At 68.7% G+C, this 15,414-nt stretch carries 9 protein-coding genes; 4 read left to right on the forward strand and 5 right to left on the reverse strand.

Annotated elements, in window-relative coordinates; all coding sequences use genetic code 11:
- Nucleotides 1-8: 8 nt before the first annotated feature.
- On the reverse strand, nucleotides 9-3,263 hold the full coding sequence (locus tag ABZ412_RS02000; RefSeq protein ID WP_357275161.1) for an arabinosyltransferase domain-containing protein: 3,255 nt from the start codon (nucleotides 3,261-3,263) through the stop codon (nucleotides 9-11).
- A 68-nt stretch (nucleotides 3,264-3,331) separates the two neighbouring features.
- On the opposite strand from ABZ412_RS02000, the gene ABZ412_RS02005 reads away from it, so the two are divergent.
- From ABZ412_RS02005 to ABZ412_RS02015, 3 genes are all read left to right on the forward strand, one after another.
- The gene (locus ABZ412_RS02005; protein ID WP_357275163.1) at nucleotides 3,332-5,206 is read left to right on the forward strand and encodes a serine/threonine-protein kinase; all 1,875 of its coding nucleotides are present in this window, start codon (nucleotides 3,332-3,334) and stop codon (nucleotides 5,204-5,206) included.
- Nucleotides 5,207-5,239: 33 nt separating this feature from the next.
- Nucleotides 5,240-6,874 (forward strand): serine/threonine-protein kinase, encoded by a 1,635-nt coding sequence (locus ABZ412_RS02010; protein WP_357275165.1) that lies wholly within the window; start codon nucleotides 5,240-5,242, stop codon nucleotides 6,872-6,874.
- Between the two features lie 118 nt (nucleotides 6,875-6,992).
- Nucleotides 6,993-8,513, forward strand: a complete 1,521-nt coding sequence (locus tag ABZ412_RS02015; protein ID WP_357275166.1) for a serine/threonine-protein kinase — start codon at nucleotides 6,993-6,995, stop codon at nucleotides 8,511-8,513.
- A gap of 7 nt (nucleotides 8,514-8,520) precedes the next feature.
- On the opposite strand, the gene ABZ412_RS02020 is transcribed toward ABZ412_RS02015, so the two are convergent.
- From ABZ412_RS02020 to ABZ412_RS02035, 4 genes are all read right to left on the reverse strand, one after another.
- Nucleotides 8,521-10,341 carry a glycosyl transferase gene (locus ABZ412_RS02020; protein WP_357275169.1) on the reverse strand — a complete coding sequence of 607 codons (1,821 nt, stop codon included), beginning with the start codon at nucleotides 10,339-10,341 and terminating at the stop codon, nucleotides 8,521-8,523.
- 203 nt (nucleotides 10,342-10,544) lie between these two features.
- On the reverse strand, nucleotides 10,545-12,476 hold the full coding sequence (locus ABZ412_RS02025) for a galactan 5-O-arabinofuranosyltransferase (protein ID WP_357275171.1): 1,932 nt from the start codon (nucleotides 12,474-12,476) through the stop codon (nucleotides 10,545-10,547).
- A 145-nt stretch (nucleotides 12,477-12,621) separates the two neighbouring features.
- A complete protein-coding gene (locus ABZ412_RS02030; protein ID WP_357275173.1) occupies nucleotides 12,622-13,383 on the reverse strand; it encodes a decaprenylphospho-beta-D-erythro-pentofuranosid-2-ulose 2-reductase in 762 nt (253 codons plus the stop codon).
- On the reverse strand, nucleotides 13,380-14,888 hold the full coding sequence (locus ABZ412_RS02035) for an FAD-binding oxidoreductase (RefSeq protein WP_357275925.1): 1,509 nt from the start codon (nucleotides 14,886-14,888) through the stop codon (nucleotides 13,380-13,382). The genes ABZ412_RS02030 and ABZ412_RS02035 overlap by 4 nt, the downstream gene beginning before the upstream one ends.
- 38 nt (nucleotides 14,889-14,926) lie before the next feature.
- Between ABZ412_RS02035 and ABZ412_RS02040 the strand changes: the two genes are divergently transcribed.
- A complete protein-coding gene (locus tag ABZ412_RS02040; protein ID WP_357275176.1) occupies nucleotides 14,927-15,409 on the forward strand; it encodes a GtrA family protein in 483 nt (160 codons plus the stop codon).
- Nucleotides 15,410-15,414: the final 5 nt, after the last annotated feature.

Raw genomic sequence — 15,414 nt, forward strand, 5'->3', positions numbered from 1 at the left:
GTCACCTTCTATTTCGCCTTGATCGGTGAGTCCTTGGCCAGACCGGACCGCGTTTCGACGGTCACGTCCAGGGTCGGGCGTGAATTCGCGTTGGGGGCATACGGGGTGAACTTCTCGAGGGCGCCCCAGTCCCGTCGCCAGTCGTGGTTCAGGTACGACGGCCGGGTCTCGGACTGCAGCAGCAGACCGGTCCAGCCGAGCGGCCCGCCGCCGATATCGTCCTGCCAGGCATTGGAGGCGTCCTGGCCCACGCGGTCGGGCAGGATGCGCCATTCGGGCACCTCGGCCACGCCGTCGTGGTGGTCGAACGGGCGCTGGCACGGGAACGCGAGGCCCACGTGCCAGTCCTCGAGCACCGGGGCCTGGTCGCCGACAAGGGAATTCAGCGTCCGCAGTTCGGGCAGCCGGGGCGGGGTGACCGCCAGCCACTGGCGCGGGGTGATGTCGGCATCGTTCAGGACCAGGCGAATCGCGTTCGCGCCCGCGGGAATCTGGTCCAGCGGGATGCGCAGGTTGCGCCAGGACGGGTTCGGGCCGATGTCGATGGGCCGGATCTGGCCGACCTCGCGGACCTCGCCCGCGGCGTCGCGGGTGCCGTACTCGACGATCAGATCCTGTCCATAGGTCTGGACGCCGTCCTTGTCGAAGGACTTGATCCGGCCCGCCGCGGTCACCACCAGCACCTGGTAGGCCGGGTTATCGCGCACGGTGTTCAGCTTCTCGGCGTTGTACCACTGGGTGGTGAGCTTCGAAACCTGCTGCTCGCCATCGGTGTAGCTGCCCAGCACGGGGGTCTTGGCCGGATCCAGGCCGAAGGGCAGGGCGACCGAGCTGCCGTTGATGCCGGCCTGCTCGCTCTTGCCGCCGCCGGTGCCGGCCCCGGTGGTCTTGGAGGTCTTGTTGCCGGACTTGTCGTTCACCGAGTTGGCGCCGCCGGTGACGGTCTCCTCGGCGTCCGCGGTGAGGTCGGTGGCCACGCCGTTGGGGGTGAACCCGGTGTTCTGCGCGGCCAGGCCGTCGGCGTCGGAGCCGGTCCACGGGTGCAGCAGCGACCCGGGGGTGTCGGTCTCCACCAGCACCTCGTTGGCCAGGGCGCACGAATCGCCCTTCAGCGCGCGCAGATTCGACTGGGCGATGGAGTAGGCCGGGTACTGGCCGATGGCCGCCTTGGCCAGCGACAACACCTCGAACAGCACCAGTACGGCGGCCGCGATGGTGAGCGGCATGCTGGCGAACTTGTCGAAGCCGCGCACCGGCCGCGACGTCGTGTACGGCTCCCGGAAGTGCTGGTAGGCCGCGACCAGCAGGCACAGCACCGCCAGTCCCAGGAACAGCGTGGAGAAGCCCTTGCCCGCGACGAGCGGGGCCTTGTCGAACCACGGCACGCCGTAGCTGGACACGTACCACCAGCCATTGGATCCGGTGAAGGTCATGGCCAGCAGGAAGAACACCGCCGCCGTGAACAGCGTCCGGTTGCGCGGCGAGCGAATCCCGTTGACCCCCACCGCGACCGCGGCCAGCGCCGCCAGCGATCCGGCCAGGCCCGCGTACACGCCGAAATGGTGGGTCCACTTGGTGGGCGTGAACATCATCAGGAACAGCGACATGAACACGATGCCCAGCACCCGCGCCGACGGACCGCGTGAGGTGCCCGGGATGCGGCCGTTCTTGCGCAGCATCACCATCACGCACACGCCCAGGCTCAGCAGCATGGCGAGGATGCCGAATCGACGGGCCAGCGAGCCGTCTGGGGAGAGCATGAGCAGCGAGTCCCAGCGGGTGCGCTCGTCGAACCAGGCCACATTGGGGCCGATCAGGGTGCGCACCCGGGTGGCCTCCATGACCGAGGCCAGGGTCTGATCACCGAAAACGACCACCAGCACCAGGGTTCCGGCCGCGATGCCGGGCGCGAGCAACGCGCCGTAGCGCGACAGCCACGAACCGCGCTGCTGCCCGGCGCGTTTGATGATCACCATGAGCACCGGCCGCGCGCCCGCGATCAGGGCCGCGATGCAGATCAGGCCGGTCGGCCCGGCGGCCAGCGAGAAGCCGGCGATCAGCACGCCGACGGCCGCGGGCAGCAGCCGTCCGGTGGCGATGGCGCGTTCGATGGAGCACCAGGTCAGCAGGGCGCCCGCGGCGATCAGCGGTTCCGGTCGCAGGCCGTTGTCGTAGGGCATCCAGGCGGCCAGGAACACCAGGCCCGCGGTCCAGATCGCGACCTGGTCGCGGCGCACCCGGGAGCCCAAGCGCGGCAGCACTTCCCGGCTGATGACCAGCCAGCACACGATGCCGGCCAGCAGCGCGGGCAGCCGCATCCACGGGCTGGAATCACTGATCCGGGTCATCCAGGCCAGGACCTCGTACGGCCACCCGAAGGGCGCCTCGGCGACCCCGAACCAGCGGTAGTAGTTGGCCATGTAGCCCGAATACTTCGAGGCCCGGGCCATATTCAGGATGTAGCCGTCATCGGAGGTGTTGGCCCCGATGAAGTGCCACACCACCAGCGTGCCCAGCACCGCGACATCGGCGAGCCGCACCCGCCACCAGTGCGCGGGCAGGAAGCGGCGCGGCTTGCGGCCGTCGGCGGTGTCGAGCAGGTGCAGCGCGTACAGCGACAGCAGGGTGAACAGCACCGCGCCGATGATCGCCAGTCGCTTGAGCCAGGTCGGGCTGGAGGTGAAGCGCGCGTCGATCCGCACGGTGGCGGAGGCGTTCCCGAGCTGCTCCCGCTTCAGGTCGGTGAACAGGCCCACCACCTGTGGCCGGGTGTCGCCGCCGACGGTGCCGACGAACGGCGTCCCGTCCTTGCGCGCGACCCCGGTGAATTCCACGCGGGTCTGGGTGGCGTCCGAGCGCACGGTCACGGCGCCGCAGTCGCCGATCTCCGCGACGGGCGCGGACAGCAGCGGAATCAACCGCACCAGCACCGAGAGCACGGGCCCCTTGCCGGGTTCGTCGGTGACCTTGACCACCAAGCCCTTGGTCTCGGCCTGCCCGGAGGCGGCGGGCACCGTCGAGAACAGCGTCCCGCTCGGCAACTCCCGCAGCACCTGGCACGGCAGCGTCACGTCCAGGCTCAACGGCACGTAGGAAACCAGGGGCGCGGCCACGTCGGCCGTATCCCCTTGCGGCCAACGCAGAGTGGGCCGGTCCTGCTGCACCGGCAGGATCGGTGTGATCACCGCCAGCAGGAATCCGAGAAGACCGGACACCAGGGCGAGGATGCGGATGCGGTGGAACGCTCGGGAGTCTGCGCGCACGAAGAACGACTCTATGATGGTTGTTATCCGAACTGGGCGTGGGGCCGGGCCGGAAGACAAGAGGAATCATGACCGAGCTGCGACCTGGCGAAGTTCTCGCCGGGTATGTGATCGCGCGGCGGGTCGGGGCCGGGGGATCGGGCGTGGTCTATGCGGCCCGGCATCCGCGGTTACCCCGGCTCACGGCTCTGAAGATCTTGAAACGTGACGAGGTCGCCGAAGACGACGAGGTATGGCGGCGTTTCGAGCGTGAGGCCGATATCGCGGCGCATTTCGACCATCCCAATATCGTGCAGATCTACGACCGCGGCGTCGCCGAGGACCGGTTCTGGATCTCCATGCAGTTCGTGGACGGCGCGGATGCCGGTGAGCTGCATCATGTTTCGCCGGATCGGGCGTTGAGCATCGGCGCTGAGATCGGGGCCGCGCTGGATTACGCGCACGGCAAGGGCGTCCTGCACCGGGATGTGAAGCCGTCCAATATCCTCATCGCCGATCCCGAGAGCGGCCGCCCGGAGCGGGCGCTGCTCACCGACTTCGGCATCGCCCGGCTGCGCGACGAGACCACCAAGCTCACCCATACCGGAAATATCTCCGCCACTTTCGCTTTCGCATCACCGGAGCAGGTGAGCGGGAAGCCAGTCGGTCCGCGATCTGATCAATACTCGCTGGCCTGCACGCTTTTCGTGCTGCTCACCGACCAGCGGCCCTTCACCGCCGACAATCCGCTGGCCTGGGTGCACGCCCACACACAGGAGAAGCCGCGGCGGCTGAGCGAACTGAACCCGGCGCTCCCGGAAGCCCTGGACGACGTGTTCGACCGCGCCCTGGCCAAGGACCCGGAGGACCGCTTCGACAGCTGCGTCGATTTCGCCTGTGCCGCCACCGAGGCGTACTACTCCGATCCGGCTCTGGCCGTCACCGCCCGTGCCCGCCTGTTGCATCCACCGCCTCGGACCGTCGGCAGGCGAAGACGGAAACCACTGTGGCACGGCCGCTTACAGCGGCGTGTGCTGATCCCCGCCGCGGTGGCGGCGGTGACCGCGGCGGGCGTGGGATTCGCGCTCGACCAGGGCAACTCCCCATCCCCGCCGACCGCGCGAGGAATGGTGCCCGACCGGTTCGTGGGCACCTGGCTGGCCACCGAGGGCCAGACCAACTACCGGCTCACCGTGCAACAGGCCAAGATCGGCGATCCGGTGCTGTCCAACCGGGTGGACGGCGTTCTACCCAACGGGTTTCCGTTCCACTGCGAATTCTCCGCCCCGCTGGACCAGGTGCCCGGCGACGGCGACCGGCTCATCATCGGGACCTCCGAGATCGTGGTGCGCGAGCCCTCCAATGCCTGCCGCGCCAACGGGCCTACCACCCTCACCCTGCTGCCCGACGGGCGGGTCAGCCGCAAAACCGATGTGAGCGGCCTGATCACGTACACCAGCGCCGACACCCTGATCTCCTCCTGGGGCCGCGAGGACGCCGCCATCGCCCGCGCCTTCCCCAGCCTGATCGGTCAGCTCGCCGCCAACGGCACCGCGGTCGGCTGGCAGGGCGGGTCCTGCCGTCCCAAGGATCCCGGTCCGGACGAGGCGGTCCAGGGCGCGCACCGGGTGCGCTGCAATGCCGAGGACGCCACCGGTCAGCCGCGCTTCGACTTCCTCGACTTCGACACCCGCCCGGGCAAATCCGTGGCCGCGCTGTTCTTCGGCGGCAATGCCCGCGTCACCCCGGTAACCCATCAGGACGTGGCGGGTGATCTCACCGTCACCACGGCGGCCTCGGTGGATCCGGCCGTCACCCGGGACAGCGAGAGCCAGCGCGCGCTGGCCGCGGTCTCCTTCCCCGACGGCGATCCGCGGTCGCGTTTCGTCATGGTGCTGCACTGGCCCGGGCACACGGTGAACAACCTCCTGACCGACTGGCTCGACAGGGCTCCACTGAAGTAGCAGGGTTCCACTGACATAGGTAGGTGCGCGATCATGGCCGATCCGAAGCCGGGCGAGGAGATCGCCGGATATGTCATCGAACGCTGGATCGGTGCCGGAGGATCGGGCACCGTCTACGCCGCCCGCCATCCCCGGCTACCCCGCCTGGCCGCTCTCAAGGTGTTCAACCGCGACGAGGTGGACGCCGATACCGAGGGCTGGCGGCGCTTCGAACGCGAGGCCGACATCACCGCCCGCTTCGACCATCCGAACATCGTGTCGGTCTACGACCGCGGCATGGACGCCGGAAGACTGTGGATCGCCATGCAATTCGTGGCCGGTCCCGACGCCGACGGCCTCACCGGGCTGGCCCCCGAACGGGCGCTGCGCATCGGCGACGGCATCGCCTCGGCCCTCGACTACGCGCACGGCCAGGGCGTGCTGCACCGGGATGTGAAGCCCTCCAACATCCTGCTCTCCCCGGCCGCCGACGGCCGCCCCGAACGCGCCCTGCTCACCGACTTCGGCATCGCGCGTCTGCGCGACGAGACCACCCACGTCACCAAGACCGGCGACATCTCCGCCACCTTCGCCTTCGCGTCCCCCGAACAGGTCTCGGGCCGCTACCTCGACCCGCGCACCGACCAGTACTCCTTGGCCTGCACCCTTTTCGTGCTACTCACCGGCACCCGCCCGTTCCTCGCCACCGACCTGGCGGGCTGGATCTACGCCCACACCAGCACGCCGCCCCTGCACGTCACCCAGCTCCGCCCGGACCTGTCCGCGGCCTTCGACCCCGTCTTCGACCGCGCCCTGGCCAAACACCCGGACGAAAGATTCCCCAGCTGCACCGATTTCGCCGATGCCGCCTGGCACGCCTGGCAGACGGGTTCCGCCCGAACCGTCCTGAACCCGGCCGCCGCGGCCCCGAACCCGCCACCGCCCGGGTTCGTCACCGACCCGTCCGTCCTGCGCTCCCCCCGCACCGACCCGACCCTGCTCCGCTCCTCCCGTACCGACCCCACCGCCCTCGCCGACGGCTACCGCACCAACCCTGACGCACCGGCCTACGGCGTCGCCCACGGCGCGCGCACCGGACCCTTCGAAGACGCCGCGCCCCACCGGCATCGGGCCCCCGAACCCGTCCCGGTGTCGACGGGTGTGAGCCGCGGCGTGGTCACCGGCCTGCTGGCCGTGCTGGCCGCCGCCGTGATCGGCGGCAGCGCCATCGTCGTCACCATGAACCTCGAAAGCCACGGAAGATCCACCGGCACACCGCTGTCCGCCGCGGTCCCCACCGTCGCCTCGGCCGCCCCCACCGCCCTCGCAACGGTCGCCGCCACCCCACCCGCCCCCGCGGGCCGCATCCCCTCCGCCTTCGTCGGCGACTGGTCCGGCACCAGCACCGCCAACGCCGACCGCTACCGCCTCTCCATCCGCCAGGGCAACCTCGACGACGTGGTCGTCACCTCGACCGTCCTCCGGGACAACCGCCCGATCTGCGTCTTCGACTACCGCCTCCTCGCCGTCTCCGGCACCGCCGACATCACCGTGGGCTCGGGCAACCTGGTCACCGGCGACGCCGACGGCTGCCTGGTCCAAGGAACCCACGAACTCGTCCTCACCGACGGCCGCATCACCCGAGCCCTCTCCCGCAGCGGCGCCGTCACCTACACCCGCACCAACTGAGAGCCGAAAAGTCCTTCAACCGACCGGAATTCGATAGGGTTCCCACGACACGCGAGCTTCGGCGAAGATCGACAGGTCGTCGGTGCGCGGCGTCGGCGAGGAATGGAGAAGCGGGGGCATGGCGGAACTCCGTCCCGGTGAGATCGTGGCCGGGCATGTGATTCAGCGGAGGATCGGGACCGGGGGGTCGGGATCGGTCTACGTGGCGCGACACCCCCGATTGCCCCGCATGGTGGCGCTCAAGATCATGCACCAGAGCGCGCTGATGACCGAGGCGGACACCTGGCGGCGCTTCCAGCGCGAAGCCGACCTCACCGCCCGCTTCGACCACCCGCACATCGTGTCCGTCTACGACCGCGGCGTCGCCGACGACCTGCTGTGGATCTCCATGCAGTACGTCGACGGCCCGGACGCCGGACTGCTGCGGGCCGTGGCGCCCTCGCGGGCCCTGCGCATCGGGGCCGAGATCGCCGGGGCCCTGGACTACGCGCACGGCAAGGGCGTCCTGCACCGGGATGTGAAGCCCTCCAACCTGTTGCTCGCGCCCGCCGACAACGGCCGCACCGAACGCGCCCTGCTGACCGACTTCGGCATCGCCCGGCTGCGCGACGAATCCACCAAACTGACCGCGACCGGCGTCATCGCCGCCACCTTCGCCTTCGCCTCACCCGAACAGGTGTCGGGCGCGCCCATCGGACCGCAATCGGACCAATACTCGTTGGCCTGCACGCTTTTCGTGCTGCTGACCGACCGCCGCCCCTTCGACGCCGACAATCCACTGGGCTGGGTGCACGCGCACACGACGGTCGCGCCGCTGCGACTGGGCCAGGTGCGGCCCGATCTACCGCGGGCGCTCGACGACGTGCTGAGTCGCGCGCTCGCCAAGGATCCGGCGCAGCGCTACCCGACCTGCACCGACTTCATGAACGCCGCCCGGGACGCGGCGGAGTCCCGCACGCCGACAACCTATTTCGTGACACCGCCGCTGCCGGGCGGCGCACCCTCGATTCCATCGCCGCACGCCGTCCAGCCCACGCCACCGGAATCCCCACCGCCCGCCCAGAGCGCACCCGTCGCCGGTCCGACCAGCCCGCGGCGCGGTGTCCTCGTCGCCGCCCTCGGACTGCTGTGCGTGGTCACCGCCGGCGGCCTGGGATACAGCCTGTTCCGGTACCTCGGTTCGACGGCGGAGGTGACGAACGCGTCCAGCACCCAGGCGTTCTCGCCGGTCTCGACCGTCAGCCCCACCTCCGCCGGTCGCCCGGCGACCGACGGGCAGGTGCCCGGGTCCGTGCTGGGCCGCTGGTCGGCGAAGACCGGTCCCTCGGGCGACGGCGACTACGCGCTGACCATCAACGGCGGCAATATCGGCGACCAGGTCTTCACCCTCACCGAGAAGATCACGCTGCCCGGCGGCGGCCAGGGCATCTGCTCGTACACCGCGCTGCTGGAGTCCAGCAATCTGTCGACCCGCATCTCGGTCGGCGAGTCCCGGCTCGAACCCACCGGCAGCGACCACGGCTGCCCGGTGTCCGCACCCCGGACCGATGTCGAGTTTCGCGGCGGCACGCTGGTGCGCTCCGGCGCGAATTACGCCGGAGCGACCTACACCAAGGTGAGCGCGCCGCCGCCGCGCTGACGCGGGGTCAGTGCAGGAGGCCGCGGACGTCCCACAGCCAGACGCCGTCGACGTACTTGGCGGGGAAGCCGAGGAGTTGGTCCAGGGTCAGGCGGAGGGTGTCGGCGTTGTCGGTGGGGGGGAGGACGACGACATCGGCTCGCCAGTAGCGGAGGTCGACCAGGGCGCGGATGCGGTCGGATTCCTCGATCGACGGAATCTTGTTGGTCTGCTGGGCTTTCGTCAGCAGGGTGGCGGTGGGGCGGTCGTCGGGGCCGTAGCGGCCCTTCTTGGAGGAGCCGGTGGGGCCGACGAAATACCCTCCGGCGAGGGGGAATTCGAAGCCGGAGTCGACCTGCCAGCGCAGGGCGCGGGCGTCGGGGGCCGTGGGCGGCGGGGCGATCACCACGGAGCCGCCCGACACGTAGTGGCGCACCGTGCCGTCGGTGAAGAACGCGGGCGTGGGGGCGCGCTGGACCACCGGCAGGACGGTGGGGGTGAGCGGCAGCAGGGCGAAGACCAGGGCGGCGAACAGGGCCAGCGGGCGCCAGTCGGTGGCGGAGACGCTCCAATAGTCCAGGGCGCGCTGGGTGGCCAGGACCAGCACCACGGCGATGGCGGGGATGGCGGCCATGGTGAAGCGGGACTCCAGGACCGAATTCAGCAGTGGCACATGGTCGAGCCACTTCCACGGCAGCACGATGCCGGTGTCGCCGAGGCCGATGGTGGCCGAGGCGCCCAGCGACAGGATCGTGAACAGGGCGATCACCGCGGCGGCGGCCCGCACCGCGCGTTCCCGCCACATGAGGGCGATGGCCACCGACACCACGATCCACAGCGGCCAGCCGAAGTACGAGTTCTCCTCGGTCGCATTGATGGCCACGTTCTGGCCGTGCGAGAACAGGCCGCCCAGGGACTCGGACGGGAACTGGAACAGCGCCTTCAGGTCGTTCTTCATCGGCCCGTGGTCGATGGAACGGTAGGACTGCGGCCCGAAGAACTGCCACCACAGCGGAATGTCGGTCAGCGCCACCGTGATCAGCGCCGCCAGCAGCACCGGCGGGGCCAGGCTGCGCACCATCCGCAGCCCGGTCTTCGGGGCGTGCAGGTGGTAGACCAGCGCGAAGAGTCCGAACGCGAGCGCGAAGATGAGCAGCGGCTCCTCACCGAGCGCGATCTGCATCGCCACCAGCAGGCCCAGCACGAAGGCGTCCTTGTTGCGGCGACCTCGGATCACCTCGGTGCCCGCGGCCGCGCGCCGCGCCATCCGAATCACCTTCAAGGCGATCACCGGCAGCAGCGCCAGCAGCACGAAATTCGGGTGGGCGTTGGCGTGCGAGATCATGGCGGGCGCGAACCCGCAGAACAGACCGCCCACGGCCGCAGCGAATTTGGACGAGACGAGCTCGCGGGAGAACAGCCAGTACCAGGCGAACGCGGTGCCGCACAGGCCCAGGGTGAGCACCAGCACGAACGTGACCGTCGGGCCGAACAGCAGCGTGACCGGGGTGAGCGGCACCCCGACTCCGAACATGGCGGTATTGGCCATCATGTTCACGCCGTCGGGATAGTTCTGCAGCGTGGTGCCCAGCGGATTGTGCAGATGCGAGACATCGTGGGCGGTGACCGCGAAGAACCACTCCCACATGGTCTGGTCCTGGCCACTCTTGATCAGGTAGCCGCGGTCGGTGTGCATCCACTGACCGGACAGCACCAGTACCGCCAGCGACAGGTACGCGCCCGCGACGAGCAGATCGGCCCGGGCCAGGCGTAGCCGTGCGGCCGTGCGCTGCGCGCGAGTCAGATTGGGACGGACCGTATTCGGCGTGACGCGGTCGAGAACCGCCACCGCCGAGCCCGTTTCGTTCCCCCGATCGGTTTCCCGCCCCTGTGCCAACGCGTAACTCCTTGTGCCTTGCAATCAGCGGCCCACGCTACAGCTTCCGGCTGAGATTGCACTGGCGAGTCGAGAAGTTATCCACAGAATCGGACAGTTATCCCCAGATTCCGACTCATTTTTGGGGATAAGTGATCCTTGTCTCGCCCCACCCCTCAGACACGCACGACGAGGGTGAACGGTCCGATATCGGTGATGCGGTAGTGCCCGTCATCGAACAATGCCTTGGGCAGCGTCACCGTGATGCGCTTCACATTCGGATCGTTCGGATAGACGTCCTGGGACAGCCGCAGCGTGTAGCCGTCGCCGGAGCGCCGGAACAGGAACGCGTCCGGCGCCCGCCACGGGCAGTGCTCGAGCGCGTCGGTCAGCTCCTGCGGCGTCTTCAGCGTGCTCCAGCGCTGGATTTCGGCGGTGCGCGCCGCGAAGTCGGCCAGCGGGTTCGCGTAATGCGAAGTGAGCGCCTGGAATCCGAAGTATGGGTAGATCGCCAGGAAGCTGGTGTCCGCGGTCAGCACCACGCTGCCGTCGCGCGGCCGCCCGGTCTGCTCCAGCAGTTTCGCGTCGATCTCGCGGTAGTAGGAAACCGCCGACGGAGCCCGCTTGTCGGCGCGATCCCCATTGCCGTCGGTATCGGTGTAGGCCGTGGTGATCTCGGTGGCCAGCACTGTTGGAATGCCCTGGCTGAACCCGATCGCCCCGGCCAGCGCCACCGCGGCCGCCGCGATCCGGAACCGGCTCGGCTCGTTCAGCGCCTGGTAGACCGCCCGCGCACCCTCGGCGAACGCGAACACACCCGCCGCCGACAGCAGCGCCAGCAGCGGCGACTCCAGCCGGAACGACAGCAGGGTGGTCCCGGCCGCCGTCGCGGCCATGGACAGCAGGCACCACAGGTAGATGGCGACCACGCCGATGCCCAGTGCCTGCGCGCGCCGTGAACTGCCCGCGCGCAGCACCAGCCAGATGGTTCCGGCCAGGCAGAACACACCCAGCAAATCGAACTCGGTCATCGGCAGCGGCAGCCGCGAACCCGTCTCGGGGAGGTAGTGGAACGCGGAGCCGGAGCCCAGAGATGCCTTGCCGGACAGGAACTTCAGTAGGAACGGGGTCCAGACGGCGAGGGCCAGCACACCCGCGATGGCACCAACTCCGATGAGCCGGACCAGGATCGGCCAGATGGCCCGCCAGGTGTGTTGCGATCGGATGGCGAGCCCCGCGGCGATGACGGCCATCAGGCACACCGCGAAGACCGCGACACCGAAGTAGAGGCTGTAAAAGGTGGCGCCGAGGCCGAGGAACAGCCCGGTCCCCACCACAGCGCCCCAGCCGCCCGCGGTCGTCTCCGTGTCCTCACCGGTCTCGGCGGGTCGATACAGTGCGCCCCAGGCCATTACCAGCGCGGGTCCCAGCAACAGCGTGAGCACCGCGCTATAGGCCTCGGGCGCACCGTAGGCCAGGGTCACCGCGGTAGTCGCGGCGGCGACAGCGACCGCCCAATCCGCGCGAATCAACTTGGACCACAGCACCAGGGCGACAGCCGCGGCGACCGCCAGACCGATGATCGCGAAGGGCTTGAACGCCTCCCACCCGGCCATGCCGGTCAGGCTCGCGAACCGGCCGCCCAGCCAGAACCAGCCCGCTGGATAGAACGGCGGCAGTTCGGCATAGTTCATATCGCGCAGCGCAGCGCTGTCGGTCAGCCGCGTCAAATACTGCGTCCGGAACTCCTGGTCCACGGACATGCCGAACAGGTACAGCTTGGTCGCGGCCAGCGGCATGCCGAGCGTCACGGTGACGAAGGCCGAAAGTCCGCCCCAGGACAGCAGTTTCGCTACCCACCCCCACGTACGCAGGCGCAGCAACACGACCGCGACCACCAGCATGGCCAGTGCCACCACCTGCCCGACCGTGGTGAGCGCGCGGGTCACGTTGGAGGAGTTGAACGCCGGCCAGTGCACGACCGAGAACGCCTCGAGCCCGATCGCGGCCACCACGGCCGCCACCACGGCGGCGAGCACGGCCTCCCCGGCCGCATTACCGGCCTGCCGCGCCAGCACCGCCGCTCGCCCGCTCGCCCGCTCGCTCATCCGCACCAGCCCTCCGCATTCGTGTCATGGACCGCCGGTCAGCCTAGCCAGTGCCGCGTGCGCGGACCTCTCGCCGGGGCCGACCCGCCGGAAATGAAAAACGCCGCACCCCGGGACCGGAATGCGGCGTTGATCGCAAACTCGCCTAGATGGGCAGCTTGCGGAAGATCGGACGCGGCACGTGCCGCAGGATCATCATGACGTAGCGGAAAACGCCGGGGGCCCAGACGATTTCCTTGCCCTTCTCCGAGGCGGACACCGCGAGCAGCGCGACGTCTTCCTTGTTCACGGTGAGGCCGTTCTCCTTGGCGTGCGCGGAGAGCCGGGTACGCACCATGCCGGGGCGGATGACCGTGACGCGCGGGCCGAACGGGGCGATCGCCTCGCCCAGGCCCAGGTAGAAGCCGTCCAGGCCGGCCTTGGTGGAGCCGTAGACGAAGTTGAAGCGGCGCACCCGCTCACCGGCGACCGAGGACATCGCCAGGATGCGGCCGAAGCCCTGCGCCTTCATCTTCTCGCCGAGCAGCACACCCACCGACACGGCGGCGGTGTAGTTGATCTCGGCCATCATGACGGCCTTGCGCTGGTCCTGCCAGAAGATCTCGCCGTCGCCGTCGATGCCGAACGCGACGATGGCCACGTCGATATCGCTGGTGGCCCAGGCCGCGTCGATCACGGCCGGGTGGCTGCCGGTGTCGAGCGCGTCGAAGTCGACGACCTGGACCTCGGAGGCCCCGGCCGCCTTCATCTGCGACACGGCGTCCTCGCGCAGCGGGTCACCCGGCAGGGCCGCGAGGACGATGCGCGCGGGGCCCTTCTTCAGGTACTCGGCGCAGATCGCCAAGCCGATCTCCGAGGTGCCGCCCAGCAGCAGAATGGACTGCGGGTTGCCTACCGCATTGATCACTGAAGCTCCAGCCTTCTCGCCATATCGGACATGAAAACGCCTGTGGGGTCGACGCTCCGGCGGATCTTGATCCACTCGTCGATCCGGGGGTACATCTTGTGGAAGGTCTCCGCGTCGGTGCGCGAATCCTTGGCAGTGTAGATACGGCCGCCGAACTCGAGCACACGGCGGTCCAGTTCCCGGACCAGTTCGTTGAGACCCGGACGAATCGGGAAGTCGAAGCAGGTGTTCCAGCCCTCCATGGGGAAGCTGAGCGGAGCCTGGTTCCCGGGACCGAAGAACTTCAGCACATTGAGCGCCGAGTGATGGCCGGATGCCTGAATATCAATGATGATCTTGGTGAATTCGTCGAGGGCTTCCGGCGGCACCACGAACTGGTACTGCAGAAATCCCTTCGAGCCGTAGGCCCGATTCCACTCCGAGATGACGTCCAGCATGTGATAGAACTGCGTCAAGTTCATCAGTTTGCCGGTGTAGTTACCGCCGAGCGCGTAATACGCCTCACCGACCATGCCCAGCGTGAACTTGTTGACCGCGAAGCTCGGGAAGATATCCGGCACCGTCAGCAGATTCGGGGCGTCGAACTTCAGCGGATTCTTGCGCAGCTTCTTCGGCAGTTCATCGAGTTTCGCCAGCCGACCGCGAGAGACATTGGCGCGTCCCAGCTTCGGCGGCCCGGAGATCACGTCGAACCAGGTCGAGGAGTAGGTGTAGTTCGCCTCGGACCCGTCCTTGTGGACGGCGATGGTCTCTTCCAGGTCGACGGTCTTGATGCCGTCGGAGATGAAGTACGCCGTCTCGGTCGGCGTCATCTCGATGGTCGCGCGCAACACGATGCCGGTCAGCCCGTTGCCGCCGACGGTCGCCCAGAACAGCTTGGCGTTCTTCTTCGGCCCGATGGTCTGCACCTTGCCGTCGGCGGTGAGCAGATCGATGGACCGCACGTGATTGCCGAAGCTGCCCGCGCTGTGGTGGTTCTTGCCGTGGATGTCGGAGCCGATCGCGCCGCCCACGGTGACCTGCCGGGTGCCCGGGAGCACCGGAACCCACAGGCCGAACGGCAGCGCCGCCTTCATCAGCTGATCGAGGGACACGCCCGCGTCCACGTCAACCAGCCGGGAGTCCCGGTCGATGCGGTGGATGCGGTTGAGCGCGGTCATGTCGACGACCAGGCCGCCGGCGTTCTGCGCGTGATCGCCGTAGGAGCGGCCCAGGCCGCGGGCGATGACGCCGCGACGCAGGTGCGCGGGCTTCGAGTCGTTGTCCTCCGCGACCATGGCGACCGCCTTGGCGATCAGTTCCGGGTCGCTGGTGGAGAGCACTTCCGAGGTGGTGGCCGCGGTGCGTCCCCAACCGGTCAAGCGCCGAGTCTGCGTCGGCAGGTCGAACGAACCCTGCTGTGACACGGTGCCCTCTTTTTCTTTGCCGACTACAGGGCTGTCACCGTTCGAGCTGGGCTCGGCGGCGGCCTCGGTAGTGGTCTGAGCTTTCGTGGACATCGGCATAGAGGCTACAGGCATAACCGTTCCGAGGCTTGTGTCCAATGTCGCGGGCATTAGTCTTCTGCGTTGTGACCGCGGAACCCCATCTGCCCCTCCCGCCCGAGCTGCCCCTTGTCGACGAACCGGGTGGCACGGATGTCGATCTCAAGACGCAGATCATTCGCTTCCTGGCGACGGGCATCTTCTCCGCGGTGGTGGACTTCGGCCTGTACACCCTGCTTTTCACGGTGGTGGGCCTGCCGTTGCCGGTGGCCAAGTCGATCAGCTTCATCGCCGGCACCACGACGGCGTATCTGATCAACCGGCGCTGGACCTTCCAGGCCGAGCCGAATCGCAAGCGGTTCCTGGCGGTGATCGCCCTGTACGCGCTGACCTTCGCCTTGCAGGTGGGGATCAACCAGCTCTGCTATTACGCGCTGCCGGATGTCTGGTGGCGGATCGCCCTGGCGTTCTGCGTGGCGCAGGGCACCGCCACCGTGATCAACTTCATCGTCCAGCGCGCGGTGATCTTCAAGATCAATTAGGCGCG

The sequence above is a fragment of the Nocardia sp. NPDC005746 genome (genome assembly GCF_040630785.1).
Taxonomy (GTDB): domain Bacteria; phylum Actinomycetota; class Actinomycetes; order Mycobacteriales; family Mycobacteriaceae; genus Nocardia.

Bases quoted from the DNA above. Each gene is read 5' to 3' on its own strand.
- ABZ412_RS02040 (WP_357275176.1), top strand. From the start codon at position 14,927: ATGTCGCGGGCATTAGTCTTCTGCGTTGTGACCGCGGAACCCCATCTG.
- ABZ412_RS02015 (WP_357275166.1), top strand. From the start codon at position 6,993: ATGGCGGAACTCCGTCCCGGTGAGATCGTGGCCGGGCATGTGATTCAG.
- ABZ412_RS02010 (WP_357275165.1), top strand. From the start codon at position 5,240: ATGGCCGATCCGAAGCCGGGCGAGGAGATCGCCGGATATGTCATCGAA.
- ABZ412_RS02035 (WP_357275925.1), bottom strand. From the start codon at position 14,888: ATGCCGATGTCCACGAAAGCTCAGACCACTACCGAGGCCGCCGCCGAG.
- ABZ412_RS02025 (WP_357275171.1), bottom strand. From the start codon at position 12,476: ATGAGCGAGCGGGCGAGCGGGCGAGCGGCGGTGCTGGCGCGGCAGGCC.
- ABZ412_RS02005 (WP_357275163.1), top strand. From the start codon at position 3,332: ATGACCGAGCTGCGACCTGGCGAAGTTCTCGCCGGGTATGTGATCGCG.